The organism is Draconibacterium sediminis (assembly GCF_000949475.1).
GTDB classification, from domain to species: domain Bacteria; phylum Bacteroidota; class Bacteroidia; order Bacteroidales; family Prolixibacteraceae; genus Draconibacterium; species Draconibacterium sediminis.
The window spans coordinates 2,392,884-2,411,207 of record NZ_JRHC01000001.1; the positions used below are offsets into that span (position 1 = coordinate 2,392,884).

Here is an 18,324-nt window from a genome sequence, read left to right on the forward strand (position 1 = left end):
TAGAAATAATGAAGAAATTAGCAGTATTTGCATTGCTCCTGTTGCCTTTTATAGGCTTGGCACAGGAATCTTTAATTCAAAATGTAAATGGCAGAAACCATTTTAAGCTTAATGGTAGCTGGAACTATATTATCGATCCGTTTGATAATGGTTATTACGATTATCGACTGAACGAAAATCCAAACGGTTTTTTTAAAAACAGGAAGGCAAAAAATAAAAGTGACTTGGTTGAGTACAATTTTGATACATCTCCGTTAATGGTTATTCCTTCTGATTGGAATACAAAAAACGGGCAGCTGTTTTTTTACGAAGGCAGCGTGTGGTTTAAAAAAGATTTCAACTACGCCAAAAAAGCCGGACAAAAGACCTTTGTGTACTTTGGCGCGGTAAACTACGATGCAAAAGTTTACTTGAACGGAGAAAAGATAGGAGAGCACATTGGTGGATTTACACCGTTTAATTTCGATATAACCAACAAGGTAAAAGATGGCGATAACTTTTTGATTGTACGTGTAAATAATGAGCGTATTCCCGAGGGAGTTCCAACGATTAATGCCGATTGGTGGAATTATGGCGGCATTACTCGCGAGGTACTGATCGTTGATGTTCCGGAGGTGTTTGTGGAAGACTATCTTATTCAGCTCGAAAAAGGGAAATACGATCGTATTGTTGGAAATGTAAAACTCAATGAAAAAGTTAAAGGGGAAGAGGTTATACTTACTATTCCGGAACTGGATATTGAGGAGAAACTTACAACAGATGAAAACGGATATGCCACATTTTCAATAAAAGCAAAGCCTGAACTTTGGAGCCCTGAGAATCCAAAGCTGTATGAGGTGGTTTTTACTGCTAACGGTGAAGAGGTGAAAGATCAGATAGGGTTTAAAAATATTGAAACCCGCGGGAAAGCAATTTATCTTAACGACGAGCAAGTTTTCTTGCGCGGAATTTGCATTCACGAAGAAGCTCCTTTCCGCCAGGGAAGAGCCTGGAATGCCGACGATGCGAAAGTATTACTGGGATGGGCCAAAGATTTGGGCTGTAATTTTGTTCGTTTGGCTCACTATCCGCATAACGAGTATATGGTTCGCGAAGCCGAAAAAATGGGAATTATGGTGTGGTCTGAAATTCCTGTTTACTGGACTATTCACTGGAATAATGAAGCAACTTATGCCAATGCGCAGCAACAGCTTTCGGATATGATCGACCGCGATAAAAACCGCTGTGCCATTTCTGTTTGGTCTATTGCTAATGAAACTCCGCACAGTGAAGCACGTGATATATTTCTCGGAAAACTGGCTTCGTTTGCGCGCGAAAAAGATAATACCCGCCTGATTAGTATGGCGATGGAAGTTACCGGTCAGGGTAATAACCTGAGCAAGGTTGAAGACAATATGAATAAGTATGTCGACATCATAAGTTTTAACAGCTACCACGGATGGTATGGAGGTACAATCGAGGATCTGGCAAAACGACAATGGGAAATTCCTTACGATAAGCCATTTTTTATCAGCGAATTTGGTGCAGGAGCTCTGCAAGGAAAACATGGCGATAACGACGAAAAGTGGACGGAGGAGTACCAGGCGCGTTTATACAAAGAAACTCTTGCCATGTTCAACAAGGTGGATGGTTTTGCCGGAACCAGCCCATGGATTTTGGTTGACTTTTATTCGCCACGTCGACAGCTAAATGGTATTCAGGATTTTTTCAACCGCAAAGGAATCATCTCGAATAACGGTGTTAAAAAGAAAGCATATTTTGAATTGCAGGATTTTTATAAAAAGAAAGCAGCAGAATACAAATAGATTTTTAGATATAGATTTGGTATTGAATATTTGAGTGCAGCAGCAGGAATTTCTTGCTGCTGCTTTTTTATGTACTCATCCCAAATTCCTTTTTATACCGCGCCGGAGAAATTCCTGTACTTTGTTTAAAGATCCGGGAAAAATGGTACCGGTCTGCAAAACCGGTTTTTAATGCAATTTCGTCAATGCTTAAGTTTGAGTGGTGAAGCATAATACATGCGCGGTCGATGCGTTTGTTACGAATATACTTTTGAACTGAAATTCCAACTTCATTCGAAAAAAGACGGATAAAAGCATTTGTCGCCATTTTGGCTTTTTCGGCTAACGTTGGATTGCTCAAATCATCAGCTAAATTCACTTCAATGTAACGTAAACAGTTGATGATCCGATGATCGTTTGAGATTAGGTTCCAGTTTGATTCAGGAAGATCTGAGAGTATATCGGTTATTAAAGATTTGATGACTAAACTGGTGTGAAAATTAAATGATTTGTTGTCGTAATTCAGGTGTTCTTTTATCAATTTCAATTTCGATTGAAGATGATCGGTTAATTCAAATCTAAACACTCCAGGCGAAATATTATCGTACGGAATTCCAATATTAAAATGTATAAAAAAGTGCAGAAGATATGGTTTTGAGGACAGGTTCTGCTGATCCAAATCGGGAATTACCGGTCCGCCTGCAAAAGAATAGCCTTCCTTCGGAATTTCATTGTTATACAAACGGGTGGCATAGGACGTATTAGGTGCTATCAGTAAAATTTGATCCGGAGTAAGCTTATATTCATTTTCGTTATAAATAACCTTCGCTCCATTTTTGTTGTTATGATATATGCGCCAGTAGGGAAACGAAAGTTCGGTGTGTTCCCAATTCTCAAGCCACCAATGGCGACAGCAAAGTAGCTGAATATTGTAGTTCGGAAAAAACTGAACAACATCAGAAGGATCGCCTTTTTCCGGCTTTGTTTTAGCTATGGTCATTTGGTTCGATGTTTGAAATAGATACAAATGTAATAAAAATAGCCATTGCTTTAGGAACGGTTAAGTGGTACTTTGTGATCACTAAAAAATACAATAAAGTTTAAAAATCTAAATAAACAATTATGGCTAACAGACTAATTGGCGACTTGCCAAAAGTGGGTATCCGTCCCGTTATTGACGGACGCGAACGTGGTGTTCGGGAATCGCTGGAAAAACAAGTGATGACGCTTGCCCAAACAGCAGCAACTTTTATCAGCGAACAATTACGATTTCCGAGTGGAGAAACGGTAGAATGTGTTATTGCCGACACCTGTATTGGAGGGGTGGCCGAAGCTGCCCTGTGTGCCGAAAAATTCAGAAAAGAAGGCGTTGGCGTGTCGTTAACGGTTACGCCGTGCTGGTGTTACGGTACCGAGGTGATGGACACCGATCCGCTGTTACCCAAAGCCGTTTGGGGTTTTAACGGAACAGAACGTCCGGGGGCCGTTTATCTGGCAGCAGCATTGGCCGGATACACACAAAAAGGATTCCCAACTTTTGGAATTTATGGTCGCGATGTGCAGGATGCCGGAGACACAACAATTCCTGAAGATGTAAAAGAAAAAATCTTACGCTTTGTAAAATCGGGGCTGGCAGTGGCTCAAATGAAAGGAAAATCGTATTTGTCGATCGGATACAGTTCGATGGGAATTGCCGGTTCGATGGTGGATTCTTCTTTCTTTCAAAAGTATTTGGGAATTCGCACCGATTTTGTGGAATCGGTTGAGATTTTGAGACGAATTGACGAAGGTATTTACGATGAGGAGGAGTATCAGAAAGCACTGGCCTGGACAAAGGCTAATTGCAAAGAAGGCAAAGATGTAAACAAACCGGAAGACCAGGCAGATGCTGCCCGAAAAGAGGCAGAGTGGGAGACAGTGGTTAAAATGACACTTATTTGCCGCGATATGATGATTGGTAATGAAAAAGTTATCGCAAAAGGATATCGCGAAGAAGGTTTGGGGAGAAATGCAATTCTGGGTGGTTTCCAGGGGCAACGCCAGTGGACCGACTATAAGCCAAATGCCGATTTTACGGAGGCCATTCTAAATTCATCTTTCGACTGGAATGGTATTCGTCAGGCTTTTGTTTTTGCTACTGAAAACGATAGTTTGAATGGTGTATCGATGTTGTTCGGGCATTTGCTGAGCAACACCAGTCAGATATTTTCTGATGTACGCACTTACTGGAGTCCGGAGGCTGTAAAACGCGTTTGTGGAAAAGAACTGACCGGTTTGGCCGAAGGAGGAATTATTCACCTGATCAACTCGGGGTCAACAACGCTTGACGCAACAGCACAGCAGCGCGATGAAGAAGGAAATCCTGCGATGAAACCATTCTGGGAGATTACGGAAGATGAGGTGCAGAAGTGTTTGGATAACACCCTGTGGCCACAGGCAGAACGCGGCTATTTCCGTGGTGGAGGTTATTCGTCGCAGTTTAAAACTGCCGGACAGATGCCGGTTACCATGAGCCGCCTAAATTTGGTTGACGGGCTGGGGCCGGTGCTTCAAATTGCTGAAGGCTGGACGGTTGAACTTCCTGATGATATTCATAAAGTATTGGATGAGCGTACCAATCCAACATGGCCGACAACCTGGTTTGTACCACGTGTGAATGGCGAGGGGGCGTTTAAAGATGTATACTCAGTAATGGCCAACTGGGGCGCTAACCATGGCGCAATTAGTTACGGGCATATTGGTGCCGATCTGATTACGCTGGCCTCCATGTTACGCATTCCGGTAAACATGCACAATGTTTCGGAGGCCGAGGTTTTCCGGCCAAGTGCGTGGGCATCGTTTGGAGAAAATAAAGAAGGTTCGGACTTCCGTGCCTGCGAAACTTACGGACCACTTTACGGTAAAAAATAATTCTTATGCCTGAACAAGATCTGGCAATAGTATTCGATTGCGGAGCCACAAACCTGCGGGTGATCGCCATGGATGTACATGGCAAAATTGTGGCTTCGGAATCGACTGCAAACAATACAAGTCCTGATCCTGAATTTCCGGGGGGTGTAATCTGGGATGTGGAAGAAATGTGGGCAAAACTTTGTTCGGCTTCGCAAAAAGTAATGAACGCCATCGAAACAAAACGAATTGCCGGCGTAACCGTTACAACTTTTGGTGTTGATGGTGCATTTGTCGACACGGAGGGCGAATTGCTTTACCCGGTAATTTCATGGCAATGTCAGCGCACAACGCCTGTTATGAACGAGATCGGGAAATATATTCCACTTGAACACCTGTACGCCGAAGCCGGCACTTTTCCATACGCATTTAATACCATTAACAAGTTGGTTTGGATGAAGGAAAACCGGCCTGAGGTGATTGAAAACGCGCATCGTTTTTTATTTATCACCTCGCTGTTTATTTTTAAGCTAACGGGCGAATTGCGGAACGACGCTACTATGGCCGGTACGTCTATGTTGATGGATATGCAAAAGCAGCAACCCTCGGAGAAGATATTTGCAGCGCTCGGCATTCGAAATGATATTTTGGGTGATATCGCTGAATCCGGAGAACCGGCAGGAGCCGTTCATCAAAAGGCTGAAACTGAAACGGGGATTCCTGCAAATGTACCCGTGTTTTTTGGCGGACACGATACGCAGTTTGCAGTATTTGGCTCGGGCGCAAAAGAAAATGAACTGGTACTGAGCAGTGGCACCTGGGAAATAATTATGGCGCGTAGTGCCGGGTTTAAATCAACGAAAAAGGAACTTGAAGCGCAGTTAACCACCGAAATGGATGCCGAGAAGGGACTTTACAATATCGGGCAGAATTACCTGGCTTCAGGTATACTCGAATGGTTCGCCAAAAGTTTTTACCCCGAACTAAGTGGTGATGCTTTGTACGCCAAAATGATTTTTGATGCGGGTGCAGTTCAGCCCCGAGAATCTTCGGTTTGGGTGAATCCTTCGTTTTACGGAGAAGGCGGAGCCAATAATTTCGGAGCAATCAACGGTTTAACGATAAATACAACACGGGGGGAGATATACCGGGCATTTCTTGAAAGCCTGGCGTATCGTTTGCGATATGGCATCGAAGCGTTAGAAAATGCAGGTGGTTTTAAAGCCGAAAAAATAATTTGCGTGGGTGGTGGTTCAAAAAACTATCTTTGGAATCAATTGCGTGCAGATGTTTGCAATTTGCCGATACAACTGGTCGATCAGAAAGAGACAACCGTTTTGGGAGCAGCCTTGTTCGTATTTGCCGGAAGTGGCATAGCTAAATCGCCCGAAGAAGCCCGGCAGTTGGTGGATTATAATCCTAAAATTATTGAGCCATCGGAAAATCAAAAGCTGTACGGCGAATTGTATCAGAAATTTAAAGAACGCATGCGATACATTTAGTAATGAAGTGTTGAACTACTTAATCATTAACTGTGGATGCATTAAAAAATCTTCCGGCGGAGGTCGTAAATCATATTATTCAGGTTAGCGAAGTTGCCGGTTATTTATGGGAAAAAGAGTGGGCCGAAAAAAGCTCAGGAAATATTTCAATTGACTTAAGCGGGCTTTTTCAGGAATCAACGATAAACCGGATTCATGACGAAGTTTCCTTCGATTTTCCTATCGATGCTGCCGGGATGGTACTTTTTGTTACCGGTTCGGGCTGTCGGTTGCGGCATCTTGTAGATAGGGTTGATGAAGTTGCAGCAATTATAGCTGTTAATTCAGCAGCTACGGCCTATTCTGTTTTGTGGGGCGGCAAAAGTGCCGGTTTTAAACCCACTTCCGAATTAAGAGCACACATAAAAATTCATCTTTTTAATGCAGCAAATCATACCGGCCGAGAAGCTGTTGTTCATGCACATCCAAGCGAGTTGGTTGTTTTAAGCCACCATAAATTGTTTAACGATGAGGCTTTGTTTAATCACTCGCTCTGGAAAATGTGTCCCGAAATAAAGTTGTATGTTCCTCGCGGAGTTGGCTGCACAGAATATGCCCGATATGGAACCGAAAAACTGGCAAATCTAACCCTGGAAGGATTAACAAATCACGATGTTGTGTTGTGGGAAAAACACGGTGCTTTAGCCACCGGTGTTGATATGGAAGAGGCCTTCGACTTTTTGGATGTGGCTAATAAAGGAGCGAAACTTTTGTTGTTAGCCTGGAGTGCCGGATTCGATCCTGAAGGACTTTCGCCCGATCAGTTGGATGAGCTGATTAATACCTGAACGTGTTAAATTCGGAAGAGGCAGGGAAATATTAATTCAGGTCTTCGTTTAAAACTTATACCTTCGCGCCCAAATGGAAACGATATAAGATGAGTTTAAACCGTTCAGGCAAATTTTTTATTCCCGTATTAACAATGGTTATGGCTGCAATGGTGGCCATGTCGCCGTTTGCAATTGACACCTACATAGCCGCCTTACCCGATATTGCTGAGTTTTTTGGCGTAAAGCTCAACGTCGCAGAGTTAACCATCACTTTGTATTTTCTGGGATTTGCTTTTGGTAATTTTTTCGGTGGCCCCTTGTCTGATGCTTTTGGACGAAAGACAATTGCTCTCACCGGAATTGCACTTTACGGTTTGGCTTCTTTACTAATAACTACCTGCACAAAAATTGAATATGTGCTTTTGTTGCGTGTGCTTCAGGCATTTGGCGGAGGTTTTGCAACGGTTACAGGAAATGTGTTTATCCGCGACTGGTACAGCGGAAAACAGGTGGCTCGTTTTGTTACCATTATTAGTATGATCATTATGCTGGCTCCTCTGTTTGCTCCGGTTATGGGTGCGGCATTAATTCATTGGTACGGGTGGGTGAGTATCTTCTGGTTTTTGCTGGCATTTGCCATTCTGTTGTTTTTATCCATGTGGTTGCTTATACCCGAATCACGAGCTCCGGAGCTGATTACCCGAAAAATTACGGGCCGGCAGCTGTTGGAAAAGTACCGGGTGTTTTTCGCGAATAAACAAAGTACTGTTTTGCTGTTTGCCATTAGTTTGCCCATGTCGGGCTTGTACATTTTTATTACGGCGGCATCGTTTATTTATATCGAGTATTTCAATATCAGCCAAATGCGCTTTCCGCTGTTTTTCAGTGCGAATGTTGTTTTAAACATCATGCTTTCGTTTTTAAATACCATGCTTTTGAAGAAACACGATCCGGAAAAGATTTTACGCTACGGCTTATTGTTGCAGTTGTTTTCAGGAGTTACGCTGGCCATTTCGGTACTGATGCCCGAGCCGCAATTGTGGGCAGTATTTGCATCGATTGTGTTGTATGTGGGCAGTTTAGGTTTGGTTTTTGGAAACGGAACCGCTACAATTCTGAACCATAATCCTGAAGTTGCAGGATCGGCAAATGCCACTATCGGAATTGCCCGCTTTGCCATTAGTGCGCTAATCGGAAGTATAATGGCCCTGTTTCACACCGGCGATCTTATTCCCTTCGGAATCGTATTGTTTTTCTGTACCCTCTCGGGGAATGTTCTGTATAATTGGGCTTTGCGGATAAAAGCGTAACCTTTTACCAGATTCCACTCAATCCATCTTCCAATGCTTTTTGGTAGCGTTCCATATTAAACGAATACAAGTACGGCGATTTGTGTGCACCACCTGTTTTCCGTTCTTTTAACTTGTCAAGAATATTGTAGTTTAACATTTTTCGCTGAAAATTGCGTCGGTCCAGATCGCGGCCAAGAATCGTTTCATAAAGTTTCTGAAGTTCGGGCATCGTAAATTTCCGGGGTAACAGTTTTAAACCAATGGGTTGTTGGCTTAGCTGTAAACGCAAGGTACTGATGGCCTTCTCTATAATTTGTTTATGATCGAGCAGCATCGAAACATCGGTGTTTAAAGAAACCCAATCGCAATGGTCGGAAAAAAGGTCGGGGGTTGGTTTTACTTTCCTAAAATCAACCAAAGCATAAAATCCTACAGAGATAAAACGTTTGTCAAAAAAACTCTTGTCGTGATCGGTGCCTGCCATATCGGCATCGAGTAAGGCTTTATTCGATTTTGACCTTTCCGGATCGCTAAATACTTTAAATTGTTTTAAAAACAGATTGTCGAGCCCGGTACGCTCTTTAACTATACGTTGCGCTGCCTGCTCAAGCGTTTCATCGTATTTTAAAAATCCTCCGGGAAGCGAATATTCCTTCGAATACTTTAAATGCAAAAGCAGTACTTTAAGCTCATTGTTGCTAAATCCGAATATCACACAATCGATTGATATGTGATTCATGTACTCTGTTGAATTGATCGGCGCTGTTTTATCCAAGGTCTTTAATTTTTATGCTTACAAAGTAGAAAAAAATCTGGAAGTAATAACTGAATATGTTTAAAAATATAATAATGTGTCGCAATGACACTAGGAATAAAATTTATTTCTATCTTCGACGCAGTGATAAATACCATATCTTAAACTAAAACTTAAATAGGAACTAAATCATTCACCATGATCGGTAACAAACTTAGACTAAACAGTGTACTCACCCTCCTTCTATTATTACTTGTATCCGGCGGTTTGTCGGCAAGTGTTTCTCAAAAAAGCGTAAAAGAAATCGTTAAGTCGATGACCCTGGAGCAGAAAGCCCAGTTGGTTATCGGAACCGGAATGTACTTTCCCTTGCCTGATTCCATTCGCGAAAAAATGCCTCCAATGTTTGGTGGAGGACTTGATACCAGCACGCCATACGGAAAAATGGTAGAAAAAATCAGGGGATATTTGCCCGGAACTGCCGGAGTAACTGCAGAATATCCCGGATTGGGAGTTACAAGCCAGACTTTGGCTGATGGTCCGGCCGGATTACGTATCAGCCCAACACGACCGGGAGAAACCGATACTTATTATTGTACAGCTTTCCCGATTGCAACCGTAATGGCTTCATCGTGGGATACCGAGTTGGTAGAATCGGTAGGAAAAGCAATGGGAATAGAAGTACTTGAATATGGTGCCGACGTGCTTTTGGCTCCGGCATTGAATATCCAGCGCGATCCCTTGTGCGGACGTAACTTCGAATATTATTCAGAAGATCCGCTACTATCCGGAAAAATGGCAGCTGCCATGGTGAATGGTATTCAGTCGAACGGAGTTGGAACTTCCATCAAACACTTTGTGGTAAACAACCAGGAAACTAATCGTATGTCGGTTGATGTAATTGTTAGCGAACGTGCTTTGCGCGAAATTTATCTGAAAGGTTTTAAAATCGCGGTTCAGGAAAGTCAGCCATGGACAGTGATGTCGTCTTACAATAAAGTAAACGGAGTTTATACTTCAGAAAGTCACGATTTGTTAACAAAAATCCTTCGCAATGACTGGGGATTTGAAGGATATGTAATGACCGACTGGGGCGGCGGCAGCGATGTTGTTGCCCAAATGGTAGCCGGAAACGATATGATCCAGCCCGGTTCGCCTGAGACCATAAAAACGCTTATCGAAGCCGTTGAGTCAGGAAAGCTCGATGAATCGGTTTTGGATACAAATGTTGAGCGTATCCTGAATATCATGGTTAAAACACCTCGTTTTAAAGGAACAAAAATTTCAAATAGTCCTGATCTGAAAGCGCATGCCCAAGTAACGCGTCAGGCTGCTACCGATGGTATGGTATTATTGGAAAATAATGGCGCGCTTCCTTTCTCAAAAAGTATTAAAAATGTGGCCGCATTCGGAAATGCTTCCTACGATTTTATTTCAGGAGGAACCGGAAGTGGCGATGTTAACGAAGCTTACACGGTTTCGTTGTTGGAAGGCCTGCAAAATGCCGGATACAAAACTTACGGCGAACTTAAAACAACATACGAAACCTACATGGAAGAAGCGAGTAAAGTGCAGGATAAATCCAAAAACTTTATTGCTGCTTTAATGGGTGGAAAAATTCCTGTTGAAGAAATGGCTTTTGATGCATCGATTGCTGAAGAGATGGCAGCAAAAGCTGATATTGCTTTAATCACCATCGGACGAAATGCCGGAGAAGGTGGCGACCGCGAAGCTGTTGAAGGCGATTTCTACCTGAATAAAAATGAAAAAGACCTGATCAAAAAAGTTACCGAAGCTTTCCATGCAAAAGGTAAAAAAGCGGTGGTTATTCTGAATGTAGGCGGCGTAGTTGAAACCGCAAGCTGGAGCAATATTCCTGATGCCGTACTTTGTGCATGGCAACCTGGACAGGAGGGTGGTAACTCGGTAGTTGATGTACTTTCAGGAAAAGTAAATCCATCGGGAAAATTGGCACAAACCTTCCCTGTGAAATACGAGGATGGTTCGTCGTCGGATAATTTCCCCGGCGAGGCAATAAAAGTTGAGGGAGCAGAAGATAATACCGCCGATCAATCCGGTTTCTCGATGATGCGCCGCGTACCCTGGGAAGTGGTTTACGAAGAAGATATTTACGTGGGTTACCGTTATTTCAATACTTTCGATGTGCCAGTTGCTTACGAATTCGGATACGGAAAATCGTACTCAACATTTGAATACAGCAACCTGAAACTGAGTGACAAAAATTTTGATGAAAAAATTACGGTTTCCATCGATGTGAAAAATACAGGTGATGTTGCGGGTAAAGAAGTGGTTCAGGTTTATGCCAGCGCGCCGGGTAAATCACTTGAAAAACCTGAAGAAGAGCTGGTAGCCTTCGGAAAAACTGCGCTGTTAGAACCGGGCAAATCGGCAACGCTATCATTTGATATTGATGCCGCACTTTTAGCTTCGTTTGATGAAGCAAGTACAAGCTGGATTACAGAGGCCGGTGATTACATCATAAAAGTTGGAGCTTCTTCAAAAGACATTAAAGCAAAAGCAACATTTTCTGTTGCCAAAGATATAACAGTTCAGAAGGTATCAAAAGCTATGGTGCCTGAACGCGACTTTGAAAAAATGCATAGGTAGTGGGACTTGGTTAAAAACTCTCTCCCTGGAATAGTTCAGGGGGGGAGTTCCCTTTTCCTAAACCTGTGAATAAACAAGCTTTTTAGAACTAAACAAACGATAAACCTGCTACCTATGAAAAACCTTCGCGTAATTCTGTTTTTGGGTATTGCTCTGGTATTTGGGGCATGTTCAACTCAGCCACCCAAACAAATAAAAGATAGTGTAACTATTGCCGATGGAACGGTGAGTGGTTCGTTTGATGAAAGTACCGGAATTACCACTTTTAAGGGAATCCCGTTTGCTGCTCCGCCTGTGGGCGATTTGCGTTGGAAAGCACCCCAACCCGTTGAACCCTGGGAAGGCGTGAAAGAATGTACTGAATTTTCAGCCAGCCCGATGCAGGCAACTCCAATGCCGTTTAGTATGTGGACACAGGAGTTTATAGCTCCGAAAGAGCCTTTAAGCGAAGATTGTTTGTACCTGAATGTTTGGACTCCGGCAAAAGATGCAACTGAAAAACATCCGGTGCTGGTTTATATATACGGTGGTGGTTTTTCAAGTGGCGGAAGCGCTGTGCCGATTTACGATGGGATGGAAATGGCAAAGAAAGGCCTTGTTTTTATAACGATAAACTATCGTGTAGGAACTTTAGGATTTTTGGCGCATCCGGAATTAACGGCTGAATCGCCAAACAACGCTTCAGGAAATTATGGTTTGCTCGACCAGGTTGAAGCCCTGAAATGGGTGAATAAAAATATTGCTGCTTTTGGCGGCGATCCAAACAATATTACCATTGCCGGTCAGTCGGCCGGTGCGTTTAGTGTTAATTATTTAGTGGCAAGTCCGCTAACAAAAGGATTGATTCACCGTGCCATTGCCGAGAGTGGTGGTGCGGTGCTTTCAACTAATGCGTTGGCACGTGGTGGCAGCCTGAAATCTGCTGAGGAAGCCGGTGTAAAATTTGCCGAATCATTAGGCGCATCGTCTGTTGAAGAATTGCGTGCCAAAAGTGCTGACGAGATTTTAGGTGGTCCCGGACTTCGAAATCCGATTGTTGACGGTTATTTTCTGCCCAAACCGGTTAGTGAAATATTTGCCAACGGAGAGCAAAACGATATTCCGGTAATTATTGGCTGGAACGAAGATGAAGGTTTTGGAGGGACACCTGTTCCTGCCGGTCAGTTCAAAGAGCGTATAAAACAACTATTCGGCGATAAGGCCGATGAGTTTTTAGAGAAATTTCCAATAAAAACGGATGAGGAAGCCTTTGCCATTCAGAATGATCTTGGCGCCTTGCAAACTTTTGGTATTCAGTCGTACAAATGGATGCTGTTACAGAACGAAAAGGCAACATCGAAAGTATTTATGTACCGTTTCGAGCGTGATGTCCCTTACGCCGATGGAATGAGCGACTTTGGGGCTTTCCATACCGGAGAAGTTCCGTATGCTTACAATAACCTGAAAATGAGTCCGCGCCCATGGACCGGGGCGGATTATAAACTGGCCGATCTGATGTCGGACTACTGGGTGAATTTTGCCATATCAGGAGATCCAAATGCAGAAGGATTACCGGAGTGGGAAGCAGCAACTCCCGATAATCTGAAAGCGATGCGTTTTAACAGCACATCAGCATGTGGCGATTTGCCAAGTATTGAATTGCTCAAATTTCTTGATACATTTTATTCCAACTAAAACTATACAAAACGAAATAACCATATTATGAAAAAACTGAAAATCATATCTGTCGCCTTTCTTTTTGCAGCTTTGTTTACTGGCTGTGGCCCCAAGTGGAGTGAAGAAGAAATGGGAGATTTTAATCTCGTTCATAACGAAGGTGGAGCAACTTTGGGGTATTCGCCCAAATCGGGTGTAACACTGCTAACTGATGGAGGTTATGCCTTTAAAGATTTGAACAAAAACGGTGAGCTGGATGTGTACGAAGACTGGCGCAAGTCGGTTGACGAACGTGCAAAGGATCTGGCTTCAAAAATGTCGGTGGAACAAATTGCCGGATTAATGTTATACAGCGGGCACCAGTCGATACCTGCCGGAGGTGGCGGTTTTGGTGCCGGAACATACAATGGAAAATCGTTGTCGGATAGTGGCGCAAGATCAAGCGATCTCACCGATCAGCAAATCAAGTTTCTTACCGAGGATAATCTTCGTCATGTGTTGATTACTACCGTTGAAAGTCCGGGCGTGGCTGCGCAATGGAACAACAACATGCAGGCTTTGGTTGAAGGACTTGGTTTGGGAATTCCCGGAAATACAAGTACCGATCCGCGCCACGGAACCAAAGCAGAAACCGAATATAATGCAGGAGCCGGTGGCGATATTTCGATGTGGCCAACAACACTTGGTTTGGCAGCCACTTTCGATCCCGCTGTAATGAAAAAATTTGGCAAAATTGCCTCGATTGAATACCGTGCTTTGGGAATTGCGACTGCGCTTTCTCCACAGATCGATTTATCAACCGAACCACGCTGGAGTCGTTTTAGCGGAACAATGGGGGAAGATCCCGGTTTGGCAGCCGACCTCACGCGTGCTTATGTCGATGGATTTCAAACATCATCAGCGGCTAAAGAGATTGCCGGTGGTTGGGGATTTGAAAGTGTGAATGCCATGGTAAAACACTGGCCAAGTGGTGGCCCTGAAGAAGGTGGCCGCGATGCACACTTTGGTTATGGCGCATATGCTGTTTATCCGGGCAACAACCTGTCGGATCAGTTAAAACCGTTTACCGAAGGTGCTTTTAAACTGGATGGCCTAACCGGAAAAGCAACAGCGGTTATGCCTTATTATACCATTTCGTATAATATCGATCAGAAGAATGGCGAAAACGTTGGAAACGCCTACAATAAATACATTATCACCGATCTTCTAAGAGGCGAGTACGGTTACGATGGCGTGGTTTGTACCGACTGGATGATAACTGCAGATGCTGCAAATGTGCACGAATTCAGGGGAAAATGTTGGGGTGTTGAAGATCTGACGATTGCCGAGCGTCACTATAAAGTAATTGAAGCCGGTGCCGACCAGTTTGGCGGCAATAACGAAAAAGGACCCGTTTTGGAAGCTTACGAAATGGGCGTGAAAGAACATGGCGAAGAATACATGCGTAATCGGTTCGAGCAATCAGCGGTTCGTTTGCTGAAAAATATTTTCCGCCCGGGACTTTTTGAAAATCCTTACCTGGTTGTTGCCGAATCGGAAGAAATTGTAGGTAACCCGGAATACATGAAAGCCGGTTACGAAGCGCAGCTGAAATCAGTTGTGATGTTGAAAAACAAGGATGGCGTTTTGCCGCTTGAGAAAAAGTTGAAAGTATATATTCCACAAAAATATACACCTGCCGGAACCAACTGGTTTGGTATGCGTAGCGAAGAAAAATGGAGCGACGCGGCGAATATGGATATGGTAGCCAGCTATTTTGAAGTTGTTGATGCAGCAGAAAAGGCAGACGTGGCAATTTGTTTGATTTCAAGTCCGCAAGGTGGAACCGGATACTCGCTCGAGGATAAGGAAAAAGGCGGTAACGGATATGTTCCAATTTCACTTCAGTACGGACCGTATACTGCCGAGTATGCACGCGAGGAAAGTATTGCAGGCGGAAGCCCGTTCGAAGACTTTACCAACAGAAGTTATAAGGGTAAATCAACCGAGGCAGCTAATGTTTACGACATGAAAGTGGTGAACGAGACCAAAGCAAAAATGGGCGATAAACCAGTAATTGTGGTGGTAAATGTGGCCAATCCTTTCATTCCTGCCGAGTTCGAAAAGAGTGCCGATGCTATTCTTGTTCACTGTGGTGTGCAGGATCAGGCGATCATGGATCTGGTAACAGGTAATGCAGAACCTTCGGCATTGCTGCCTTTCCAGTTACCTGCTAACATGAAAACGGTAGAAGAGCAGTTTGAAGACGTGCCGCGCGACATGGACTGTTATACCGATGAAATGGGCAATGTATACGATTTTGCCTATGGATTGAACTGGAGCGGAGTGATAAACGACGAAAGAGTAAATACATATAAATAAAACCATTGCAGTTTTCAGGGGCCTTCGGAACTTCCGAAGGCCCTTTTATTCCAAAACTTGAATCAGCTAAACCAAATCTACCAATGCTTTATTCGTACAGGAACAGATGTGCGAAATTTCGAATAAAGCTTTAGGCCGCAACCAAAATAACATGAAAAGGACGTTCATTTTAAAACTAATACCGCTTGTATTATGCGTGTTTGGTTCCATCATTGTGTTCGGGCAGGACGTTATACAAATTGCCAAAAATGATGGAACTCTAAATTTCGACGGTGTGCCCGACGAAGCCTTCTGGCTAAAGGCACGACAGTTTGAACTAATAATGCACATCCCCAATTTTGAAGCTGCACCAAGCGAGGATACAAAAACCTACATCAGTTACGACGATAATTTTTTGTGGGTAGGCGCTTTCCTGAATTATAAAAATCCGGAAAACATCGTTTCTACCAGTAAAAAGCGCGACGAGAAATCAAAAAATCCCGACTCGTTCGGAATTTTATTAGATACCTACGATGATAACGAAAATGCGCTGGCTTTTTGTACCATGCCCGCAGGACAGCGTATTGATTTTGCCGTATCAAACGATGCTCAAATGATGCCCAGCATATACGGAGCATCTTCATTAAACTACAGCTGGAACACATTCTGGGATGTTAAAACAGCTCGTACCGCAACCGGCTGGGCGGTTGAAATGCGGATTCCGTTTTCCAGTCTTCGTTTTCAGGAAGTGAACGGACGCGTACAAATGGGATTGTTGATTAACCGTGGGGTAAGCCACAACAACGAAGTGGATACATACCCGGCTACCGATCCGAAATACGGCCGGCTGGCATCCAACAAACCATCGTTGGCTCAAACCATTGAACTTTCGGGTGTGGAAAGCAAAAAAACTGTTTATGTGGCTCCTTATATCACTACCGGCGTAGAACGAACCAACGACCTGAATGAGGATGAAACAGCTTTTGATTCATCAAAAGACAATAAACTTACCGGCGGGGTTGATATCAAATACAGCCTCACCAGCAACCTTACCATGGACCTTACTTTTAACACCGATTTTGCACAGGTGGAAGCCGATGATGAACAGGTGAATCTTACACGTTACGCACTGTTCTTTCCAGAGAAAAGGATGTTCTTTCAGGAGCGATCCAGCATTTTCGATTATAAACTAAGCGGCCCAAGTAAGTTATTCTACAGTCGCCGTATTGGTTTGGATGAGGATGGTTGCCTGACGCCAATTTTGGGTGGTGCGCGGTTAACCGGTCGTGTTGGTAAATGGGACATGGGTTTTATGGATATGCAAACGCAAAAGAATAATGGAAACCCATCGGAAAATTTTGGTGTGTTACGTTTTCGCCGCCAGGTAATCAATACCAATTCGTATGTGGGGGCTATTATCACTTCCCGGGTTGGTGCCGATATTAACGATTCGTATTCCTACGGTGTTGATGGCATCTTCCGCATTTTTGGCGACGACTACATTGAAGCTGGCGTGGCTCAGACCACCGATCCCGAGGGCACTGATTTTTCGGGGGGCATTGAAAATACATTCTATCGTGCATCGTGGCAACGGCGAAGCGAGGAAGGTTTTGCATACGATTTATCTTATGCGTATACGGGAGAGAATTTTGATCCCCAGGTTGGGTTCTTATCAAAATATGCCACCAAAGGACCAAGGCTAAAATTTCAGTACGGCTGGCTCCCAGGTGCCGGGTCGAAACTTTTTAAATACAGTATTGACGGAACTTTTTACGAATCGTACCGTGTTACCGACGGTGGTCTGGATACCGGTATGTACGGGCCGGGCTTTAGTTTAAATACCAAAAAAGGTTGGTTTGTAAACCTGGATTTGAATTACCGCATTGAAGGTGTTGATGAAGAATTTGAACTGGATGATAATGTTGTTGTTCCGGCCGATAAATATAAAACGTATACCAGCCGGATGACATTTATGTCGCCGGTTTCAAAGCCGCTTTCTACAACTGTAATGATGTCTGGTGGTCAGTTTTACGATGGTAATAATGTTACCGCAACCGTTGAGCCCATTTATAATCTTTCGGCCAGTTTGCAGCTCTCTGCTTATTACAACTTCAGCCATGTGGTTTTTGCCAACCGGAACCAGGAAATGAATGCTCATGTAGGGCGCCTGAAGTTTTTATACATGTACAACACAAAGCTGTCGTTTAGTTCATTTTTACAATACAATAGCGTAAACAATGTAACGGTTGCCAACTTCCGCCTGCGTTATAATCCAAAAGAAGGAAATGATCTGTACGTTGTGTACAACGAAATACGACCAACAAGCGATTATGTTGACAATGGTTTGGACGAACCCCAATTCTTAAACAGGATCTTTCAGGTGAAGTATGTTTATACTTTCCAGCTATAAATCATAAATATTTAGTAAAAGAGGGGAGAAGCGGGTTTACAAGCTTTTGTAAGCCTGCTTTTTTACTGGTAATGGAGCACGGAGGAAGGGAAAATTGTATAAGTAGTGGCAGATGGTGTAATAGTTTCTCTTCAAACATAGATAAAGTTAGAATTAGCTACTAACCCAATTGTTACAGAATACCTCTGCCAATACTTATACAAAATGGTGAATGTTGTTTTACATCAAAAGTTAATCTGTTAAATGAGGCAACTGATTAC

11 protein-coding genes are annotated in these 18,324 nt (G+C 43.4%); 9 read left to right on the top strand and 2 right to left on the bottom strand.

Translation table 11 applies throughout. The features are described from left to right. Nucleotides 1-8: 8 nt before the first annotated feature. Nucleotides 9-1,805, top strand: coding sequence for a glycoside hydrolase family 2 protein (locus LH29_RS09360; protein ID WP_045028068.1), 1,797 nt, complete (start codon nt 9-11; stop codon nt 1,803-1,805). Nucleotides 1,806-1,872: 67 nt separating this feature from the next. On the opposite strand, the gene LH29_RS09365 is transcribed toward LH29_RS09360, so the two are convergent. Continuing rightward, nucleotides 1,873-2,784: a helix-turn-helix domain-containing protein gene (locus tag LH29_RS09365; RefSeq protein WP_045028070.1), complete on the bottom strand. Its 912-nt coding sequence runs from the start codon at nt 2,782-2,784 to the stop codon at nt 1,873-1,875. Nucleotides 2,785-2,906: 122 nt separating this feature from the next. On the opposite strand from LH29_RS09365, the gene LH29_RS09370 reads away from it, so the two are divergent. The 4 genes from LH29_RS09370 to LH29_RS09385 all read left to right on the top strand — a co-directional run bounded on the left by LH29_RS09370 (nt 2,907) and on the right by LH29_RS09385 (nt 8,294). Then, a complete protein-coding gene (locus tag LH29_RS09370) occupies nt 2,907-4,694 on the top strand; it encodes an L-fucose isomerase (RefSeq protein ID WP_045028073.1) in 1,788 nt (595 codons plus the stop codon). 5 nt (nt 4,695-4,699) lie between these two features. Continuing rightward, the gene (gene fucK / locus LH29_RS09375) at nt 4,700-6,175 is read left to right on the top strand and encodes an L-fuculokinase (RefSeq protein ID WP_045028075.1); all 1,476 of its coding nucleotides are present in this window, start codon (nt 4,700-4,702) and stop codon (nt 6,173-6,175) included. Between the two features lie 32 nt (nt 6,176-6,207). Further along, nucleotides 6,208-7,002, top strand: coding sequence for a rhamnulose-1-phosphate aldolase (gene rhaD, locus LH29_RS09380; protein ID WP_045028078.1), 795 nt, complete (start codon nt 6,208-6,210; stop codon nt 7,000-7,002). Between the two features lie 89 nt (nt 7,003-7,091). Further along, nucleotides 7,092-8,294: a multidrug effflux MFS transporter gene (locus LH29_RS09385; RefSeq protein WP_045028080.1), complete on the top strand. Its 1,203-nt coding sequence runs from the start codon at nt 7,092-7,094 to the stop codon at nt 8,292-8,294. Between the two features lie 4 nt (nt 8,295-8,298). Here LH29_RS09385 and LH29_RS09390 read toward each other — a convergent pair whose 3' ends face one another. Beyond that, complete coding sequence (locus LH29_RS09390) at nt 8,299-9,051, bottom strand: NUDIX hydrolase (RefSeq protein WP_232302829.1); 753 nt, start codon at nt 9,049-9,051, stop codon at nt 8,299-8,301. Between the two features lie 177 nt (nt 9,052-9,228). Here LH29_RS09390 and LH29_RS09395 point away from each other — a divergent pair, with 177 nt between their 5' ends. From LH29_RS09395 to LH29_RS09410, 4 genes are all read left to right on the top strand, one after another. Next, the gene (locus LH29_RS09395) at nt 9,229-11,658 is read left to right on the top strand and encodes a glycoside hydrolase family 3 C-terminal domain-containing protein (protein WP_052670711.1); all 2,430 of its coding nucleotides are present in this window, start codon (nt 9,229-9,231) and stop codon (nt 11,656-11,658) included. Nucleotides 11,659-11,772: 114 nt separating this feature from the next. After that, complete coding sequence (locus tag LH29_RS09400) at nt 11,773-13,332, top strand: carboxylesterase/lipase family protein (protein ID WP_045028084.1); 1,560 nt, start codon at nt 11,773-11,775, stop codon at nt 13,330-13,332. 27 nt (nt 13,333-13,359) lie between these two features. After that, nucleotides 13,360-15,675 (top strand): glycoside hydrolase family 3 protein, encoded by a 2,316-nt coding sequence (locus LH29_RS09405; protein WP_045028087.1) that lies wholly within the window; start codon nt 13,360-13,362, stop codon nt 15,673-15,675. A gap of 151 nt (nt 15,676-15,826) precedes the next feature. Then, on the top strand, nt 15,827-18,064 hold the full coding sequence (locus LH29_RS09410; protein WP_157493625.1) for a carbohydrate binding family 9 domain-containing protein: 2,238 nt from the start codon (nt 15,827-15,829) through the stop codon (nt 18,062-18,064). The last annotated feature ends 260 nt before the right edge of the window (nt 18,065-18,324 follow it).

Coding starts and splice junctions, on each gene's coding strand:
- LH29_RS09370 (WP_045028073.1), top strand. CDS start 2,907: ATGGCTAACAGACTAATTGGCGACTTGCCAAAAGTGGGTATCCGTCCC.
- LH29_RS09385 (WP_045028080.1), top strand. CDS start 7,092: ATGAGTTTAAACCGTTCAGGCAAATTTTTTATTCCCGTATTAACAATG.
- LH29_RS09395 (WP_052670711.1), top strand. CDS start 9,229: ATGATCGGTAACAAACTTAGACTAAACAGTGTACTCACCCTCCTTCTA.
- LH29_RS09405 (WP_045028087.1), top strand. CDS start 13,360: ATGAAAAAACTGAAAATCATATCTGTCGCCTTTCTTTTTGCAGCTTTG.
- LH29_RS09365 (WP_045028070.1), bottom strand. CDS start 2,784: ATGACCATAGCTAAAACAAAGCCGGAAAAAGGCGATCCTTCTGATGTT.
- fucK (WP_045028075.1), top strand. CDS start 4,700: ATGCCTGAACAAGATCTGGCAATAGTATTCGATTGCGGAGCCACAAAC.
- LH29_RS09360 (WP_045028068.1), top strand. CDS start 9: ATGAAGAAATTAGCAGTATTTGCATTGCTCCTGTTGCCTTTTATAGGC.
- LH29_RS09410 (WP_157493625.1), top strand. CDS start 15,827: ATGAAAAGGACGTTCATTTTAAAACTAATACCGCTTGTATTATGCGTG.
- LH29_RS09400 (WP_045028084.1), top strand. CDS start 11,773: ATGAAAAACCTTCGCGTAATTCTGTTTTTGGGTATTGCTCTGGTATTT.